This is a genomic window from Blochmannia endosymbiont of Camponotus sp. C-003 (assembly GCF_023585685.1).
Taxonomy (GTDB): Bacteria; Pseudomonadota; Gammaproteobacteria; order Enterobacterales; family Enterobacteriaceae; genus Blochmanniella.
The window spans coordinates 475,420-495,871 of sequence record NZ_CP097764.1 but is presented as its reverse complement, the minus strand read 5'-3'; the positions used below and the strand labels follow the sequence as shown (position 1 = coordinate 495,871).

General features: G+C 29.4%; 14 protein-coding genes and 2 pseudogenes. 7 read left to right on the top strand and 9 right to left on the bottom strand.

The annotated features are described in order from the left end of the window. Nucleotides 1-30 precede the first annotated feature (30 nt). Nucleotides 31-1,158, top strand: coding sequence for a molecular chaperone DnaJ (gene dnaJ / locus M9397_RS02090; RefSeq protein WP_250226746.1), 1,128 nt, complete (start codon nucleotides 31-33; stop codon nucleotides 1,156-1,158). Between the two features lie 83 nt (nucleotides 1,159-1,241). On the opposite strand, the gene rpsT is transcribed toward dnaJ, so the two are convergent. Then, on the bottom strand, nucleotides 1,242-1,508 hold the full coding sequence (gene rpsT / locus M9397_RS02085; RefSeq protein ID WP_250226745.1) for a 30S ribosomal protein S20: 267 nt from the start codon (nucleotides 1,506-1,508) through the stop codon (nucleotides 1,242-1,244). Nucleotides 1,509-1,749: 241 nt separating this feature from the next. On the opposite strand from rpsT, the gene ribF reads away from it, so the two are divergent. From ribF to M9397_RS02055, 6 genes and pseudogenes are all read left to right on the top strand, one after another. Then, a complete protein-coding gene (ribF, locus tag M9397_RS02080) occupies nucleotides 1,750-2,712 on the top strand; it encodes a bifunctional riboflavin kinase/FAD synthetase (RefSeq protein ID WP_250226744.1) in 963 nt (320 codons plus the stop codon). 7 nt (nucleotides 2,713-2,719) lie between these two features. After that, a pseudogene (gene ileS / locus M9397_RS02075) lies at nucleotides 2,720-5,550 on the top strand (isoleucine--tRNA ligase). Between the two features lie 111 nt (nucleotides 5,551-5,661). After that, the gene (gene lspA, locus M9397_RS02070; protein WP_250259612.1) at nucleotides 5,662-6,036 is read left to right on the top strand and encodes a signal peptidase II; all 375 of its coding nucleotides are present in this window, start codon (nucleotides 5,662-5,664) and stop codon (nucleotides 6,034-6,036) included. Nucleotides 6,037-6,185: 149 nt separating this feature from the next. Beyond that, complete coding sequence (ispH, locus tag M9397_RS02065; RefSeq protein ID WP_250259876.1) at nucleotides 6,186-7,121, top strand: 4-hydroxy-3-methylbut-2-enyl diphosphate reductase; 936 nt, start codon at nucleotides 6,186-6,188, stop codon at nucleotides 7,119-7,121. A 258-nt stretch (nucleotides 7,122-7,379) separates the two neighbouring features. Further along, entirely contained in the window at nucleotides 7,380-8,234 is an 855-nt protein-coding gene (dapB, locus tag M9397_RS02060; protein WP_250259610.1) for a 4-hydroxy-tetrahydrodipicolinate reductase, read from the top strand. 1,064 nt (nucleotides 8,235-9,298) lie between these two features. After that, on the top strand, nucleotides 9,299-9,793 hold the full coding sequence (locus M9397_RS02055; protein WP_250259608.1) for a dihydrofolate reductase: 495 nt from the start codon (nucleotides 9,299-9,301) through the stop codon (nucleotides 9,791-9,793). A gap of 176 nt (nucleotides 9,794-9,969) precedes the next feature. On the opposite strand, the gene M9397_RS02050 is transcribed toward M9397_RS02055, so the two are convergent. The 8 genes and pseudogenes from M9397_RS02050 to leuB form a co-directional block, all read right to left on the bottom strand. Then, nucleotides 9,970-10,800 carry a symmetrical bis(5'-nucleosyl)-tetraphosphatase gene (locus tag M9397_RS02050; protein WP_250226740.1) on the bottom strand — a complete coding sequence of 277 codons (831 nt, stop codon included), beginning with the start codon at nucleotides 10,798-10,800 and terminating at the stop codon, nucleotides 9,970-9,972. 382 nt (nucleotides 10,801-11,182) lie between these two features. Next, complete coding sequence (rsmA, locus tag M9397_RS02045; RefSeq protein WP_250259606.1) at nucleotides 11,183-11,992, bottom strand: 16S rRNA (adenine(1518)-N(6)/adenine(1519)-N(6))-dimethyltransferase RsmA; 810 nt, start codon at nucleotides 11,990-11,992, stop codon at nucleotides 11,183-11,185. Continuing rightward, nucleotides 11,973-12,992: a 4-hydroxythreonine-4-phosphate dehydrogenase PdxA gene (gene pdxA / locus M9397_RS02040; protein WP_250226738.1), complete on the bottom strand. Its 1,020-nt coding sequence runs from the start codon at nucleotides 12,990-12,992 to the stop codon at nucleotides 11,973-11,975. The genes rsmA and pdxA overlap by 20 nt, the downstream gene beginning before the upstream one ends. Before the next feature lies 1 nt (nucleotide 12,993). After that, nucleotides 12,994-14,247: a peptidylprolyl isomerase gene (locus tag M9397_RS02035; RefSeq protein WP_250259604.1), complete on the bottom strand. Its 1,254-nt coding sequence runs from the start codon at nucleotides 14,245-14,247 to the stop codon at nucleotides 12,994-12,996. 86 nt (nucleotides 14,248-14,333) lie between these two features. Continuing rightward, on the bottom strand, nucleotides 14,334-16,610 hold the full coding sequence (gene lptD, locus M9397_RS02030) for an LPS assembly protein LptD (protein ID WP_250259602.1): 2,277 nt from the start codon (nucleotides 16,608-16,610) through the stop codon (nucleotides 14,334-14,336). Between the two features lie 677 nt (nucleotides 16,611-17,287). Then, nucleotides 17,288-17,893, bottom strand: coding sequence for a 3-isopropylmalate dehydratase small subunit (gene leuD, locus M9397_RS02025; RefSeq protein ID WP_250259601.1), 606 nt, complete (start codon nucleotides 17,891-17,893; stop codon nucleotides 17,288-17,290). Nucleotides 17,894-17,937: 44 nt separating this feature from the next. Then, nucleotides 17,938-19,338 (bottom strand): annotated as a pseudogene (gene leuC, locus M9397_RS02020) (3-isopropylmalate dehydratase large subunit). Nucleotide 19,339: 1 nt separating this feature from the next. Then, nucleotides 19,340-20,443 (bottom strand): 3-isopropylmalate dehydrogenase, encoded by a 1,104-nt coding sequence (leuB, locus tag M9397_RS02015; RefSeq protein ID WP_250259599.1) that lies wholly within the window; start codon nucleotides 20,441-20,443, stop codon nucleotides 19,340-19,342. Between the last annotated feature and the right edge of the window lie 9 nt (nucleotides 20,444-20,452).

Below are 20,452 nucleotides of genomic sequence, written 5' to 3'. Positions count from 1 at the left end.
ATAAGTATATAAAGGGATATAAAGAAAACCATGGCTAAATCAGACTATTATGAGATTTTAGGCATTTCCAAAAATGCGGATGAGCGTGAAATCAAAAAGTCCTATAAACGCCTAGCAATGAAGTTTCATCCAGATCGTAATCCAGGAAATACTACAGCTGAGACGAAGTTTAAAGAAATTAAAGAAGCATATGAAATATTAAGTAATTCAGAAAAACGTGCAGCTTATGATCAGTATGGTCATGCAGCGTTTGAATCAGGCAATATGGGGTCATCAACAAATTCGGGAGGAGCAGATTTTAGCGATATTTTTGGTGATGTATTTGGAGATATATTTGGAGGAAATAGAAGAAATCGTGCAGGTAGAGGATCGGACTTACGTTATAATATAGAGTTGAGTTTAGAGGATGCAGTACGTGGAATTGTTAAAGAAATATGCATACCAACTTTATCAGCATGTGAGAAATGTCGTGGAAGTGGTGCGAGATCAAATTCAGATATCATTACTTGTATGACATGTCATGGTCAAGGGCAAGTTCAAATACGCCAAGGTTTTTTTTCTGTACAGCAATCATGCCCCACATGCCATGGGCACGGGAAAATTATTAAAGAAATTTGCAACAGATGTCGTGGAAATGGACGAGTAGAACGATCTAAGACTCTTTCTGTTAAAATTCCAGCAGGTGTAAACACAGGAGATCGAATACGTTTATCAGGAGAAGGTGAATCTGGAAAAAATGGTGCACCTGCAGGAGATCTATACGTCCAAGTTCAAATTAGAAAACATCCAATTTTCGACCGAGAAGAAAAAAATCTTTATTGTGAAGTACCAATTAGTTTTTCTATGGCAGCTTTGGGAGGAGAAATTGAAGTGCCAACTTTAGATGGCAGGGTAAAATTAAAAATTCCTCCTGAAACACAAACTGGAAAATTATTTCGTATGAGAGGAAAAGGAGTAAAATCAGTTCGAAGTGGTGGTAACGGGGATTTATTATGTAGAGTGGTAGTAGAAACTCCGGTGAAACTAAATGATATACAAAAACAACTGCTTCAAGATTTGTCAAATAGTTTCGGAGGACCTCATGGGAATAGAAACAGTCCTAGATCTAAAAGTTTTTTTGATGGCGTAAAAAAATTCTTCGATGATCTTACTCGTTGATTGAGTGACAACGATATTTCTAAAATATATGATTTAAATTTTGTTGTTATGATATGATCTCCTCTTTTACTTTATTTTTTCAATTAACAACCCATAGATTTAATACGTGCATATACTCTAGATTTACACCTAGCGGCTTTATTTTTATGAACTAATCCTTTGCAAGCCTGACGATCTATTATTTTCTGCATAGCAATAAATGCAGTCATTGCGGTTGTTTTATCTTGAGATGCAATTGCTATATATACCTTTTTTACAAAAGTACGCAACATAGATTTTCTGCTTATATTATACTTTCGTTGATTCCTTGATTTTATAAGAGATTTTTGAGCTGATTTAGTATTAGCCAATCTACAATACCCCCAAATATTAAAATTTTAATTGCACTTATGTATTATGTTATATTTTTAAATTGTATATTTCAATTGTTATTTATTATTTTAAATGCGATTATCTATACGTTAGATAATATCTTTTTTTATAAATCTATTTTTAAATTGTATTATTTTTAAATTAAATAAAATAAGGTCAGTATTTTAAAAATATATAAATAAATATAGATATTTTTTTAAAAATTTATTTGAATTTAACATGGAATTTGTTAGAGGATTACATAATATAAAACCCCATCATAAAGGTTGTATACTTACTATTGGTAATTTTGATGGATTTCATCGTGGGCATCAGGCATTGCTCGAAAAGTTACAAAAAAAAAGAAACACTTTGAAATTACCTGTTGTGGTCATGATCTTTGAACCACAACCTAACGAGTATCTATCTAATATAATAGCAATGCGATTAACTAGATTAAGAGATAAAGTTAATTATTTATGTGTAGCAGGAGTAGATGTCATTTTGTGTATTACTTTTAATAAAAAATTTGCTGCTATTGAAGCATATAATTTTATTAAAAATATATTAATATCTAAATTAGACGTACGGTTTATTTATATCGGGGATGATTTTAGATTCGGTGCTTTTAGAAAAGGGGATTTTATTTTATTGCAAAAAATGGGTAAAAATGAAGGTTTTGAAGTAATACGTGTCGCCACTTATCTTGATGAAAACAATCAAAGAATAAGTAGTACTGCGATACGTGTCGCTTTAGTGGAAAATAGAATGTTGGATGCTGAATTATTACTGGGACATTCTTATTGTATTTCTGGTCGTGTAGTTCGCGGAAATGAATTAGGCCGTAGAATTGGGTTTCCTACGGCTAACATATCATTACAAGGTAAACGATTACCCGTACATGGTGTATATGCAGTAGAGGTATATGGTATTTCTAACGTACCATTACCGGGTATAGCTAATGTGGGAATTTGTCCGACAATTACTGGAAAAAATCAACAAAAATTAGAAGTACACTTATTAAATATATCTACAAATCTATATACTTATCATGTTAAAGTGGTTTTTTTGTCTAAAATACGCGATGAACAATATTTCAGTTCCGTGAAAACATTACAGCATCAAATTAAAAACGATATAATAAAAGTACGTAGTTACTTTAATAAAATTAATAATATAAATAAAGTTTATAAAACGGAATAATTTATAAATGATTAACTATAAAAATACTTTGAATTTACCACATACATTATTTCCAATGCGTGCTAATTTACCTGTATGTGAGCCTATTGTCTTAAAACGTTGGTATAAAGATAATTTATACGAAGCAATTCGTCTTAAAAAAATCAAAAAAAAATTATTTGTATTACATGATGGCCCACCTTATGTGAACGGTAGGATTCATTTAGGTCATGCAGTAAATAAAGTACTTAAAGATATTATTCTAAAATATAAAAACTTAATGGGGTATAATGCCCCCTATATCTCCGGTTGGGATTGTCATGGATTGCCTATCGAACTACAAGTAGAACGGTTAATAGGGCAACCAGGAATTAGTGTTGATCCAAATAAATTTCGAAGTATCTGCCGTAATTATGTTTTAGATCAAATAGAAATACAAAAAAAGATTTCGTAAGGTTAGGTGTCTTAGGAGATTGGTCACGACCTTATTTGACAATGGATTTTAAGACAGAAGCAAATATTATTCGTACTTTAAGTAAGGTTATATCTAAAGGTTACTTTTATAAAGGAACAAAACCTGTACATTGGTGTTTTCAATGTTGCTCTGTACTAGCCGAATCGGAAGTGGAATATAATAACCATTTTTCTCCTGCTATTGATGTTGCTTTTGCTGCAGTAAATAGTATGCGTATTTCTAAAATATTCAATGTTGAATTATGTCAACATAGCGTTGAATTAGTGATTTGGACTACTACTCCTTGGACATTACCTTCCAATCAGGCTATTTCTGTACATCCAGACTACAATTACCAATTGATTGCAGTGAATAATCATAAATATATAATTGTTGCGGCTAATTTAGTGGATGTTGTAATGCAACGCATACAATGTTTTTCTTGGGAGATTTTAGTAGAAACATCAGGTAATTCTTTAGAATCGTTAAAATTTCATCATCCGTTCATGCCGTTTGATATCCCTGTTGTTTTAAGTAATCATGTCACATTAGATTCTGGAACAGGAGTAGTACACATAGCTCCAAATCATGGCGTTGATGATTATATTGTGGCTCGAAAATATAATCTTAAAATTATTAGTATAATAAATGATACAAGCCGTTATGTATCTAATGTGCACCCTATGTTAGATGGAGTACAAGTATTTCAAGCAAATGACATAATAATAAATTTATTAAGTCAATCAGGTTCTTTGTTACATGTGAATTACAATTATAAACATAGTTATCCATATTGTTGGCGGCATGCAATTCCTGTCATTTTTAAAGCTACTACGCAGTGGTTTTTAAGTATGGATAAATATAATTTAAGAAATAAATTATTGGAAACAATACATAAAGTACGTTGGATTCCAAATAAGGGAGAATCTAGCATTGAAACAATGATTGTTAATAGACCGGATTGGTGCCTTTCAAGGCAACGCGTTTGGGGTGTACCCATACCTCTTTTCATTCACAAAACAACCGATATCTTACATCCTCGTACGATTGAGTTAATGGAAGTAATCGCTCAACATGTAGAACAACGTGGAATACAGGCGTGGTGGGATTTAAAAACTGAAGATCTCATAGGAAATGAAGAAATAGATCAATATGAAAAAGTGTTAGATATACTTGATGTATGGTTTGATTCTGGTTCTACTCATTATTCGGTAATACCAGAGAGATTAGAATACCATAATAAGTCACCAGATTTATATTTAGAGGGTTCAGATCAATACCGTGGTTGGTTTATGTCGTCTTTAATTATATCAACCGCAATTACAGGTAAAGCACCGTATAAAGAAGTATTGACTCATGGATTTACTGTAGATGCTCAGGGACGTAAGATGTCTAAATCTCTTGGTAATGTCATTAGCCCTCAGGAAATAATAAAAGATTTCGGAGCAGATATATTACGATTGTGGATAGCCTCTTCTGATTATTCTAAAGAAATGACAATTTCAAATTCTATTTTGAAACATACGACCGATGTGTATCGGCGTATTCGGAATACTGCCCGATTTTGTTTAGCTAATATTGGTGATTTTAATCCAGAACAAGATTGTGTACATCCAGAAAATATGATTGAATTAGATTGTTGGGTAGTAGATCGAGCATTATCTGTACAGTTAGAAGTAATATCGCATTATAACAAATATAATTTTCATAATGTAATACAACGAATTATGCAGTTTTGTTCAATAGAAATGGGTTCGTTTTATTTGGATGTTATTAAAGATCGACAATATACTATGAAAAAAAATAGTAAAGAACGTCGTAGCTGCCAAACTGCATTGTATCATATTATTGAATCTATGGTGCGTTGGATTGCTCCAATTTTATCTTTTACTGCTGATGAAATTTGGAGATATATTCCAGGAAATAGATCAAAATATGTATTTACTGAAGAATGGTATGATGGCTTATTTAGTATAAGTTCAAAACAAATTATGAATAGTGATAATTGGAATACTTTTTTAAATGTCAGAAGTGAAGTAAGTAAAATAGTTGAACAAATGCGTCTTACTGGTATTATCGGGGGATCTTTAGACGCCAGTGTAGTTTTATATGCTACTCCAGAACTGGCAAATATATTACGTATCTTGGGTCATGAACTTTCTTTTAGATTAATAACGTCATCAGCTGTAGTTTTAGATTATTACAATAAATTTAATGTAACTCAATGTGAACAAAAAGGAATACCTGGGTTGAAAATCTTTTTAGAAAAAGCTCAAGGTAAAAAGTGTCAGCGTTGCTGGCATTATAGATTAGATATCATTGATCAATATAAAAATTATTCAAATATTTGCTCTCGTTGTATTACTAACATAGTTGGCTCAGGAGAAAAGCGTAGGTTTTTTTAATGCATAAAAAATATAATTATAAAAATTTAAAATGGTTATGGTTATCTATGTTGTTAATGTTTTTAAACATAGGAACAAAATATTGGGTAAAGACTCATTTGTATTGGGGAGGTGTTATCAGTATTGCCCGGCATTAATTGTTATTATATTTGTAATACAGGATTAGCTTTTGGATTATTTGCCGATTCTCATTTATATTATCATGGGATATTTGTTTGGATAACAATATTAGTGATCGTAGCGTTTATTGTGGCCTTGTATAAATTGATTGATCGTTCTAGGTGTTATAGGATATCTTACTCTATGATTATTGGGGGAGCTTTAGGAAATTTATTTGATCGAATACTATACGGAGCAGTAGTTGATTTTATTGATCTGCACATTAAAAGTTGGCATTGGCCAACTTTTAATGTTGCAGATATAGCAATTTGTGTAGGAATTACCATCTTAACAGGAAGATTCTATTATGATTTTTTTAAAAAATAACTTAAATTAACATCATGATATGTACAAGGGATTGTTTTAAACATAACATATGTTGTTATTTTTTTAATATAATTATACAAATTGTTTAAAATTAATTGTCGTTTTATATGAGTATTAAATATTCTTACGAATATGAAGAGGTATAAATAATTAAAGTTGTATTAGCTAACCCGCGTGGGTTCTGCGCAGGGGTCAATCGAGCAATCAATATTGTAGATAAATCTATACAAACATATGGCACGCCAATTTATGTGCGACATGAGTTAGTGCATAACAGTTACGTAGTCGCTCAATTATCTAATAAAGGTGTTATTTTTGTTGAGCAACTAGATGAGGTGCCGAATGGATCGGTTTTAGTTTTTTCTGCTCATGGAGTATCAAAAAGGATACGAGAACAGGCAAAAATTAAAAATTTAATAGTAATTGATGCTACTTGTCCATTGGTAACTAAAGTACATAAAGAAGTTGCTCTAGCGAATCGTAATAATATGGAAGTAATATTAATAGGTCATTCTGGTCATCCAGAAGTAGAGGGAACTATGGGGCAATATGTTCCTATAAATTCTGAACAAAAAATATATTTGGTTGAATCTCAATCAGATGCCTGGTCAGTGCAAGTTAATCATCCAAATCATTTATTTTTCGTAACACAAACAACTTTGTCGATAGATGATGCCGCAGAAATTATAGCAATTTTGAATAGAAGATTTCCTAATATTCTAGGTCCTAGAAAAAATGATATTTGTTACGCTACATTTAATAGACAAAATGCTCTTAAAAATTTAGCTCTGGCGGTAGAGATGATATTTGTTGTGGGATCAATGGCATCATCTAATTCTGTAAGATTAATGGAGCTAGCACGTCGTATTGGAAAGAGTGCATATTTAATTGGTCATGCTAATGATATTCAAAGAAATTGGTTATATGGAATAAATAACATTGGTATTACTGCTGGGGCATCAGCTCCAGATATTTTAGTACTCCAAGTTATTGAAAAATTACGTCTGTTAAGTCCAGATCATGTTGTTGTTGAAGAAATGGTCGGACAGGAAGAAAACATATTTTTTGATATACCTAAAATTTAGTATATTCACAATAATAGTGTATTTTTTAGTTTTATCATGGCAGTAAAATTAAGTATTGAACGTAAAAAAATGATTATAAAAAATTAAAAATAACGTGAAATGTTGTTTAATTGTGTTTTATTATATAAAATAATAATTACTAAAATTTATTAATAATTTTTATATTTTATTCTACTGTGCGCAATATATAAGAACCAATCAGAGTCATAGATTTTCTATATCTATAATAAATCAACATCATTAATAAGGTAATAGATTATGAGCGGTACATTTCTTCGTATTGCCGTGACAGGAGTAACTGGTCGAATGGGCAAAGAAATAGTAAAATGTATTGTTAAAGGAGAAAAACAATTTAGTCAAGAGATTGTTTTAGGAGCTGCCATAGCACGTTTAAATACTAATATTTGTGGAATGGATGTTGGAACATTAATAAACGCTGATACTTTAGGTGTGACAATTACTGATAATTTAGAATCAATTAAAGATAATTTTGATGTTTTAATTGATTTCACTGCCCCTGATGTATCTGTAGAATACTTAAAATTTTGCGTTAATAACAATAAAAATATAGTTATTGGAACTACTGGATTTAATAAGATACATAAGAATCTTATTTTAAATGCATCCCATAAAATAGGAATTGTTTTTTCCTCTAATTTTAGTATAGGTGTAGCGTTAATATTTAAACTGTTACATAGGATTACTCAAATCATAGGTAGTACTTCAGATATCAATATTATTGAAACTCATCATAACAAGAAACGTGACATACCATCTGGTACTGCTTTAACAATGCAGAACATTATTGTAAATACATTGCGATCCGTTCGTTCCAATAATAATAAAATTATGGATTTTAATTTTGATGCTCCAACGTCGTACACACCAACATCTGCTTGTGAAGATATACCAATTCATTCGATACGTGCTGGAAATGTCGTTGGAGAACATACTGTGTTATTTGCAGGACTAGGAGAATGTTTAGAAATCACGCATAAAGCATCGGATCGTTTAATATTCGCTCATGGAGCATTGCGCGCTGCTCTTTGGATAGGGCATGATAAAATCGGATTGTTTGATGTAAGCGATATTTTAGAAATGAACACATCATGATGATGAAATAGATGACAGTAAATAATATGTATTCATATATGAAATATGAATACATATTTGATGCTACTAAAAATTTTTAAAATTTATAATAAATAAAACGTTGTAGATTTTATTTACATATGTTTTATTTTAATCTAGTATGATGGTAATATTAGTTAAACATTTAGTTAATTAATTTTCTTTAGTCAATAAAATATAAATCATACATTTGATGAATCAATTTACTAATTAAGATAGAGTTATTGTAATGACATCAGTGTTGTTGGTACTAGAAGATGGTAATCGATTTTATGGTTAAATAATAGGATCAGAAGGAGAAACGATAGGGGAAATAGTGTTCTTCAACACACATCAATCAATAACTGGCTATCAATAAACAATTACTGATCCTTCTTATATATGCATACTAAATAGTAAGATTGACTTGTCCTCATATTGGGAATATTGGGACTAATAAATTTGATAATAAATCTTCTGTATCCAAGTAAGCGGGCTAATCATTCATGACCTAGCAATAATTGTTAGTAATTTTCATTATACATTAACTCTTTTAAATTGTTTAATACAATAAAATATTGTTGGAATTGCTAGAGAAGTAGATACTCGTCAATTGACTCATTTAATACGAAAAAAGGGCATATAACACGGCTATATTGTTACTCGTGATGAATATATTTGGCGCTATATTTATTAATTTAGCATTGCGTAGACTCATGATTTTCCTAGTTTATTAAATAGATTTGATCTTGATTGTTTTCATAAAGTAAGTATTTCTTAATGATATATTTGGAATCAGGGCACTTGGAATATTAAATATGGAGTTTATTATGTTATTACTATAATAAACGGAAGTTTTGCTACAGCTGTGTCATTAATTATTGATACTACAGAACATGTGGTATCAATTCAGGGTATGTATGTATGTATGTATGCCAAAATAATACATTAAAGCTGTCATTGATTCATTAATATTAATTACACAATTATACTCTGTGTATTTTAGTAATTATAGATTTTATTAAAAGTATTATTAATTTTAAATATAAACTTGAATGTTGTGCTTAATGATTATTAGTTTAATTGCTGCGTTGACTACCAATCATATAATTGGAAGAAAAAATATTATTCCTTGGTATTTACCTATGGATATTAAGTGGTTTAAGTATCATACTTCATATAAGCCAATTATTATGGGGCGTAAAACATTTGAGTCTATAGGAAAAAGACCGTTATTAAATAGACTAAATATTGTTTTAAGTCGTAATCTATTAAATAATTATAATGGTGTTTTTGTAGCTGACAATATAAATTCAGCTTTATTATTAATACAAAATACACCTGAAGTCATGGTGATTGGAGGAAGTGAAATATATAATATTTTTTTACCTTACGCACAACGCTTGTATTTAACATATATTCATAATATCGTTGAAATTGATGGCGATGCTTGGTTTCCTGATTATGATATAAGAGAATGGAGATCTGTTTTTAATAAATTTTATGAAATTAGAGAAAACTGTTGTTATCTACAATTTTCTATTTTAGAACGTTACAAGTGACGACTAGACTATTATGGTTAATAATTAAGATATTCAGTTATATTAATTAATTCAGCTAATATTTGTAGATCAATCAATAAATTGTCTTTCAAGAGTAATGAAATCATATGATGCGAATTTATTAAAAATGGTAAGAATATGTAAAAATAATCTCTAAAGTTTGATTATTTTTTAAGTTAATCAGGTAGAGTACAAGGTATGCTTACAATTTTTTTATCTTCCCATCGCAATAAAGTCAGAGCCCCTCCCCAACAACAACCAGAATCTAATCCATAAATACCAGATGGAATTTTTGTGCCTTCTAAAGATGCCCAATGCCCAAAAATTATACTATATGTGGGATCAATTAATTTGTTTTTTAAAGAAAACCACGGATATATATATGCTGGGGCATCTTTAGGGATACCTTTATATTTCAAATCTAACTTTCCATTTAAATCAACATAACGCATGCGTGTGAATACATTAATGTTTTCTTGTATTTGTTTTAATTTATTATCATTAATGTGATACGTATCGGATATATTGTTATGTATATCTTTTTTAAAAAGTAAAAAATAATGGTCACTAACTAAAATTTTTTCTATTTCTTTAGCATATTTTTTAGCATCGTTAACGTTCCAACTAGGACTAATACCTGCATGGGTCATTAATATTTTATTGTTTTCATCTATAAATAACATAGGTTGATGACGTAACCAATTAATCAAATCTTCTATGTCTGAAGCATTGAATATAGCATCAAACTGATCTGTGCGTTTTTTATTACAGTCTATTATTCCAAAATATGTTTTTAATAGATGTAATTCATGATTCCCTAATACTAGATACGCACTGTCTTTCAATTCATAGGCTAAACGTAATACCTCTAATGAATTTGGTCCTCTGGCGATTAAATCTCCGGTAAAATGTAGGGTATCAACTTTAGGATTAAAGCATACATGGTTTAGTATTGTTTGTAAGTGTTTGTAACACCCGTGAACATCTCCAATAAAATAAGTAGACATTTGGCTATTATATATTTTTATAATAAAAATTGATCAAATACATATATATCATAATATTTTTAATATTTTGTATAAGTATAAAGTTTCTGTTTTAAAAAGCACCACTCATACAACAAAACATATATCTTATAAAATATGAAAATATGCTTTATTTAATACATAACTGCTCATTACAATAAAGATTGATTCATTTTAAACATTTTTGTATTTATTAATTAAGTTTTATATCATTATGACATTGACTTATGATTATTTACATAAATAAGTCATAAATCAATCATATACAATAACCTAATAAAGATGGAATGTATAGCCATTTTTCAGTTAAAATACAATTACAAAATAGTTGTATGTAGTACAATAATACATTATGTAAGTAAGTTTATTTTCTATTTATATTTAACATATTTGCTAGTATGCAGTATTGATCAATAGTGACATTTTCTGCTCGCAACTCTGGATTTATTCCTGTCTGTATAATTTCTTTTGTGTTAAAACATGTAGATAGACTATTTCGAAGAGTTTTTCGTCTTTGTCTAAAAGCTAATTTTGTCAGAAAAGATAGTTTTTCTATATTAACGATTGGATACGGAGTGTCTATGTGGGGGAGTAGACTTACAACCATAGATTCTACTTTTGGGATAGGAAAGAAAGAAGTTGATGGTATCGTTAACAATGGAATAACTTTGCAATGATATTGTGTTATTATACTTAATCTTCCATATTCTTTTCTATCGGGATTTGCGTAAAGGCGCATAGCTACTTCCTTCTGAAACATAAAATGCATATCATAGATTACATTAATATATTGAAATAAATATATAATTAATTCTGTGGCTATATTATAGGGTAAATTTCCTATTAATCGTAGTTTTTGTCCAACTTGATGTGATAAATCAAAAAAATTTGTTGTCATTATATCTTGATAAAGAATATTGATTTTTTTATCAAATATTTGAATTAGGCGATTGACCAAGTTTAAATCACGTTCTATCAATATTAAGGAATTGAGATCTGCAGTATTTAAAATTTGTTGAGTTAATGCACCTAAACCAGGTCCTATTTCTAGTATTTTTTGATGTTTTTTAGGATTAATAGTTTTAACAATGGTGTCAATAATATTTTGATCTGTAAGAAATACTTGACTCCATTTCTTCTTGATAAGATGATCTTTATAGTATTTTTTTTGCATAAAGATTATTTATCATTTCAATCGCAACTGTAATAGCCATAATCATACTATCGGGTAATGCTTGTCCTGTTCCAGATAGTTCAAGAGCAGTACCGTGATCTACAGAGGTTCTAATGAAAGGTAATCCTAACGTAACATTCACTGATTGACCAAATCCAGAATATTTTAAAACAGGTAAACCTTGGTCATGATACATAGTTAGTATTACATCTGCATGTTGCATATACTTTTTTTGGAATATTGTGTCAGCTGATAAAGGTCCTATTAGTTCGTAATTAATGTTTTTTTTTAAAATATTTAAAGCAGGTATAATAATTTTAATCTCTTCTTGTCCTATATAGCCGGATTCTCCAGAGTGTGGATTCAAGCCACATACATAAATTTTAGGGTATGCAATTCCAAAATATTTTTTTAATCCTTGAGCAAGAACGGGAATAGTATCGCAAAGAGATTGTTGAGTAATCATTTTTGGAACAGATAGTATAGGTATATGAGTAGTGGCTAAAGCAACACGTAATGTGCTATTGATTAACATCATTACAGTGGTTTTGCATTTGTTTATGTGAGATAAAAATTCAGTGTGCCCACTGAATGTTATATTTCCTTTATTAAGGATAGCTTTATGTACAGGGCCTGTCACTAATGCTGAAAATTCCCCATTTAAACATCCTTGCGATGCTCGTGTTAAAGTATCAATAACATAATTATTATTATTAACATTCAATTGGCCAGGTGTAACTTGTTGTGGCAGTAACATTTTTAATATAGATAATTCTCCGGACACACAAGGAGACGCTAATTTTTTAGAATGATAAGAACGGAGTCTTAAAGGTACATTGATTTGCTTCGCTCTATCTAATAACAAATTAGGATCTGCGCACACGACTAACTCTACAGGCCATTTTTTTTGCGCGCTCATAATGATTATGTCAGGACCGATCCCAGCTGGTTCCCCTGTAGTAATCACAATGCGTCGAAATCGTTTATTTTTTTTTTTCATTTTAGTTGATGATTTTAATATACGATTCGGATCGTAATTCTTGAATCCAATTTTTCATAATTTCATGAAATTTTTTATTTAATAAATATAAATAAGCACGTTCATATATTATTTCATTATAATCCAGTACAGATATATCTATTAATTGAATTAAACACCATCCGAAAGAAGTGTATACTGGTATGCTAATTTCATTTCTTTTTAAAGAACTTAAAACTTTTCGAGTTGATGGTTCTAAATCATCTAAATCTTTGTATACTATATTTTCTGTATAGTGATTACAATATATATCTTTTGATTTTTCTTTAACAATCATTCCAAATGTAATATTACTTTTCTCCATTCGTTCTTTGGTTTGTAACAATTCTTCCACTATATTTATATTTTTACACGAATTTTTAATACCAAATATTTTTGCTGTAACTTTAGTAACAGGTAGTATAATTTGTTTATGACGTATATCTTTTATTTCTATGATATGTATTCCATCATAAGATACAATTGGACCGACAACATCACCTTTTTTGGTAGTGTGTAAATGTTTTTCAAAAATGATTGGTATGTCTTTCCATGAAATCCATTCTGTTTCGTGCACTTTAATTATTTGAATAATATTTTTATTGGAATATGTTCGCATCAATTCTTTGATATTTTTGTTAAATTCTTTTTTTTCAATTAATAATCGTGCAAAATCTTCTATTTTGTCTATTTGGTATTGAGTGGGTTGTATTGGTAATGAAAATATAATGTGCTTCAATTTAAATTGTTTGTTAAAATCAATAATATTTGATGTTTTGGCAATTTCATTTATTTCATTTGTTAATACATGAGCACGATCATGCATAACATGATCACATATCATTGTTTTAATCATATTTTGGTATTGTTGGAAATAAAATTTTTCATAACTTAATCCAATATTATATAAATATGAATGAAACTGATCGAATGTCATATCATATAAATTTAAAATGCAATTAATCATTTGGTTAAGTTGATTATAATTAATCTTAATAATTTCTTGTTGATCAAAAATCTGTAAGACGAGGTTATCTATGATTAATTGATCTAATATTTGTTGATAATATGAAATATCTTGTAATATATTGTTGTGGGTATCAGAGATGTTATTTTGAATTGTATACACATTGTTTCTGACATCACTATCTAAAATAATATTATGATTTACTAATGCTACGATTTTATCGATTGTTTTTAATGCTCCAAGAACAATATTTGTTTTGAACGTAAACATTAGAACTAATATTTGCCAAAATTTCATACGATTAAACAATATTATAAGTATGAACCTGATTTAACGTCGTCATACAATGAATAAGGTTAAAATGTGTGTTGATATGGAAAAACCCCTATGTTTAACATCTTATATGGATTTGTTTTAAAATTTGACGTAGAGTTATATATTCTGATATCAAATCGTATTTTGTTATCATATATACTGCGGTTTAATTCTTTACTCCAATCAATCATTTTTCGCTCACAAGATATATTCACTCCCCAACATGGTGTATAATACTGTATTCCTATTGTTTGATCAATGAGTTGATTAGTTTTTATGTTATGGTAATGTGCCCAACTTACTTTCCAATTATCAATTAAAGGATAACAAGCAAGTATTCCTAATTGAGCAATTGTGTTGTGATATATTGATTCTTTAATGTTTGGTAGTATTTTTTCAAGATATTGTTCGTTGGTATGTCTGTAATGTGTTTGTAAAACTTGATTGTCTTTACCTAGGTATTCTAATATTATAGTCCCAAATGATAATGCACGATGTTGCATATCATATTGCATTTCAGTGTTTACATTCCAATAATCGTTAATATTCCAATGACTTATTCCTGAAAATAACATGATATTAGGAGTTTTTTGTGTACATTTAGATATTTTTATATGTTTGAAATTCAGTTGTCTCAAATCAAAAATTTGACCTATAGACGCGTAAAATAGTTCGTTTTTGTTCTTACAACATCGTATAGCTATATTTCCCGTAATTTGATTGACAGATAAAATACGATCCAATCCACTATATGTAGTGTCACGAAATAAATTATTATGATTTATATGAATCATATCAGTATCGTAGATACCGATATTTTCTTGAAAACGATATGGTACATATAAATATTGTAATTTTGGTTCTAAGAAATGTTTATATTTTTTTGAAATATGTGTTTTTTCTTTGAAAATCATCTTTCCGTTAATTTTAAATTGTGGGATGATGCGGTTAACTATATTGTTTAAATGATGATCTGGGTTTTGTATTCTGTTGTAATGATTTACATTTTTTTGTCGATAATGTGTTATTCTTAATTTGGCTTCGCTGTTAAAATAACTATAATGATTATTTATTGAGAAATCTAAAGTTGGTTCTGTATGTATTCTGATTGTTTTTGGGTAATGATAATTTGAAGGTATAAATTGCGTTAATTGACTGAATAATTTTAAATTAAATGGTTGATTATTGATGCAATCAATATATGAGTTCAATTCTAATTGCAATGCTTTGTTATAATTGGAATGATTTTTAATCATCGTGGTATTAGTATTTGTGATACCAAAATAAGCTAGATTAGCGCTCCAATTTTTATCACTATAATTGCATAGTATTTTTTGGTTGATGTGATTATTATTAGAATGTGTATATGTTGGTATATTAAAGTTTTCAATGTAATTATCGGAGCCTGTAGCCGAGGTATAATTAGAATGAAAATGCCATTTTTTGTTCATAATGCCGTTATGTTTCCAATATAGTTGCCAATATTTGTTATGGTAATTATTGGAAAAATTTTTATTATATATTTTATTATTTCCTATAAGATCTAAAATTAATAATCCAGTTCCTGGATTAACTGAATAGTATATTTCTGTTGCTAATTTTGTTCCTAAGTGAGATGTATAACATGGGGAAATACTTCCCGAACAATGTTTTGAAAAAAAAATAGGACAAGGTATTTTTAAGATCAATCCATTTTTATTGCTATATTTAATGTTTGGTATGTAGTGTCCTAAGATATTGTTTTGATGCAAAGATAATGATAAATAGGGGCTGTAAAATATTGGTATTTTTTTTATTTTAAGACAAGCATTCCATATATCCATATTGTGTGTTTTATGATCATAAAGAATTTTTGATCCTGTTATGTTCCAATAATTTTTATTTGAAATACAAGAAGTACACTTTCCTTTCTTAACAATAGTATAGCGGCCTTCCCCCCTCTGCATTATAGAATTTGCTGTTCCATGAATAGGAGGCTTTAAGACATGATATGTGCCTTCATGAATATCTATATTTTTATTATAAAAATTAATCCAAGCACGAATTCCAGTTAATATAACATAGCTGTTTTTATACTCAATATGACCATATGCATATAATTTTGTATTGTACAATAATTCGTTTTTTTCTTGAAGTAATATTATTAGTTTGTCGGACATGAAGATGTTATGATCTTGTTTTATTCTAACATGTCCAGAAAACTTAATTTTATTAGGATAATAAATATTTAATTCGTCGGATAATACACAGATAGTTTGATCAATAGAAGAAAGACTGTTGATCATAGGAATTTGTGCGCAATTAGATGCATAAGCCAAAAAACAAAATTGAGTATAAAATATTAAAAAAATTAAATTAATAATAATGTTCTTAAAAAAAAATTAATAATCATTGATTAAACTATTTTAATTGCGTGTTGTGCAACAAAAATACGAGCTCTTTATGATTGGATAAACAAATATATTATATAGTATATTTATTGTTGAATATTATCTTGTTAATTAAATATCATAATTTTTTAAATATCTTATTAACAAATTGAATAAGTAGTGTGCTGTATATGAAAACTCAAAATTTAAAAAATATAAACATATACTGTAATTTTGAGGGTTCATGTATCCTATCTGTGCAGGTATCGATGTCATGTACATACGAACAAGCATTCTAATATATGTCTTTTAGAATAACATTAAAATATAATTATTTTTATAAATTTTTTTATTTATTTGCATATATTGAATTTTTGAGTGTTAAATATTAGTGTCCAAATAATAGACATTATTTGTTAGGGGTATTTATATGAATTATTCTATATCCTGTTCGTTTGTTGTGCATGATATAAACATATGGATATTTCGATTTATGTTATTTTATTACATATATTCCTGATAATTTTGATACAAATTCTTTGGTTGTTCTAATATGTACTATTGTTAAATTTTTACACATATACAGATGTACGGTCAATATATTTATTTTTTTTCATTATTATAATTTATTTTAAATACGATGGCTGGTTACTCTCATATTTTTTAATTGCAGCATCATATTGTAGTGTTAAACTAATATTGTCTGTTTTGTTAAGTATACAATGTTTATGAAACTTATTTATTTCAAAATAGTACTTTTTATCGTATGTATAAATAATTTGTTCGTATAAATTTACAGTAAAGGATATACCTTTTTTTTGTGTTGCAATTTCTTTAAACAAATCATTTATTTTTAACTCTGACAAAGTTATAAGTAGTAAACGATTATTAAAACTATTTTTATGGAAAATATCCGCAAAACTTGGAGCTATGATCACTTTGAATCCATAATCTATAAGCGCCCATACTGCGTGTTCACGAGATGATCCACATCCAAAATTTCTTTGGGTTAGCAAAATGCTAGCGTGTTTGTAATGTGGGTCATTTAATATAAAATTTGGATTTAATATTTTCGGTGTATTTTCGATAAAACGCCAATTGAAAAACAAATATAATCCAAAATCAGATCGAGTAATGGTTTTTAAAAATTGTTTTGGGATTATGTTGTCAGTGTCAATATCAGAAATATCCAGTGGTAGAACTATACCAGTGTGCTGCGTAAATTGAATCATATGTATCATATGTCCTATATGTATATAATATATATATATATATATTATTTTAATTTTCGGATATCTATAAAGCGCCCAGCAATGGCAGCGCCCGCTGCCATTGCTGGGCTTACTAAATGAGTACGGCTCCCACGACCTTGACGACCTTCAAAATTTCGATTGCTAGTAGAAGCGCAACGCTCACCTACTTCCAGTTTATCATTGTTCATAGCTAGGCACATAGAACAACCAGGTAAACGCCACTCGAATCCTGCTTGTATAAAAATCTTATCTAACCCTTCTTTTTCTGCTTGATTTTTTACTAATTTAGACCCCGGTACTACAATGGCTTGTGTATTTTTAGAAATATGATGACCCTTAATTGTTTGTGCTGCTATACGTAAATCTTCAATGCGTGAGTTGGTACATGACCCTATGAATACTTTATCAACAGAAATATCTGTTAAATAAGTATTAGGTTGAAGTTGCATATAAATTAAGGCGCGTTCAGCAGAGTTGCGTTCTATAAGATCTTTAAAAGATTCCAAAGATGGAATAGGTTGATCAATAGAGATGACCTGACTAGGATTAGTTCCCCAGGTTACTTGTGGATTAATATTAGATACATCAAAATCAAATCTTTTATCGAAGTGAGCATCGTGGTCAGAATATAAAGTTTTCCAATATAATAGCGCTTGTTCCCAATTTTTTCCGGTTGGAGAAAATTTACGGTTTTTTAAATAATCATAAGTAATGTTATCTGGAGCTATTAAAGCGGAAGTTGCTCCCATCTCAATAGCCATATTACACAGGGTCATACGTTCTTCCATGCTAAAGGAAGTAATAATAGACCCACAAAACTCTACTACATGACCAGATCCTCCTCCATGTCCAATTTTTCCAATAACTGCTAAAATTATATCTTTAGCTGTAATTTGGGGAGCAATAATGCCAAAAAGGTTAATTTGCATTGATTTATATCGAATTTGTTTTAAAGTTTGCGTTGCTAACACATGTTCTATTTCTGATGTTCCAATTCCAAAAGCCAAAGCACCGAAAGCTCCATGAGTAGCGGTATGAGAGTCTCCGCATACAATAGTCATACCGGGTAACGTGATGCCTTGCTCTGGAGCTAAAACATGAACTATTCCTTGATAAGGATGATTTAAATCAAATAACGTAATTCCAAAATCTTTACAATTTTTTGTTAATCTATTTAATTGTGCTTTGGCCATATCTCCAGAATCATTAATGTTTTTTGTTGTAGTGGGCACGTTATGATCCATAGTGGCAAACGTTTTATTTGGTTGCTTAACGCTACGTTTTCTTAAACGTAGCGCTTCAAAAGCTTAGGGTGACGTGACTTCATGCAATAAATGTCTATCAATGTATAATATTGGAATATCATCTTTATTTTTATAAACTATATGTGCATCGTATAACTTTTGGTATAAGGATTTTCCAATATTATTTTTCTCTTTTGTTTTTAATTAAATCAGCTATAACGTCACCCATTTCATTGGTTCCTATGCTTTTTTCATATTTTTTTGCTATATCAATTGTTCGATATCCTAATATTAACGCTTGATCAACTGCTTTTTCAATTTCAGTTGCAATATAACTTAATTTTAAACTATATCTAAATAACAATGCAACAGAGAGGATATGTGCGATAGGATTAGCGATATTTTTTCCTGCAATATCCGGAGCTGATCCTCCGGCAGGTTCATACAAACCAAAGTTGTGCTCATTGATACTAGCAGAAGGCAACATACCAATGGATCCGCTTATCATAGCACATTCATCAGATAAAATATCTCCAAATAAATTTGGACACAGAATAATATCAAATTTAGAAGGATTGTTTATCAATTGCATGCTGGCATTATCAATATATAAGTGTTCTAATTCAACATCTGGATAATTTTGAGAGATTTGTGATACTACTTCTCTCCATAACATAGAAGTATGTAGTACGTTAGCTTTGTCTACAGAAGACACACGTTTGCGTCTTTTTTGAGCTAATTTAAAAGCAATCTTGCTAATACGTTCTATTTCAAAACGATGATAAACCGTAGTATCAAAAGCATATTCATGTAAACCTGTACCTCCACGTCCTTTTGGTTTGCCAAAGTAAATACCTCCGGTTAACTCACGTACAAATATAACATCAATTCCATTTGTAATTCTATTCGTATTTAAAGGAGATAATTCTTTTAATGCATCAGAAAGATATATAGGTCTTAAATTAGCGAATAAATTAAAGTGTTTGCGTAAAGTTAATAAACCCCCTTGTTCTGGTTGTTCTGATCCTTTTAAGTGCGTCCATTGTGGCCCTCCCACCGCTCCAAACAATATAGCATCCGATTGTTCACAATATTTTAAAGTATTACTTGGAAGAGGTGTACCTTCGCTATTAATTGCATCTCCTCCTATTTTATGTTCTGTAGTAACAATATTGATTTGAAATTGTTTTTTTATTACATCTAAAATTTTATAAACTTGTCTTGTAGTTTCCGGTCCAATTCCATCTCCTGGTAATATTGCAATATAATAATTATTATTGTTCATAAGTATTTA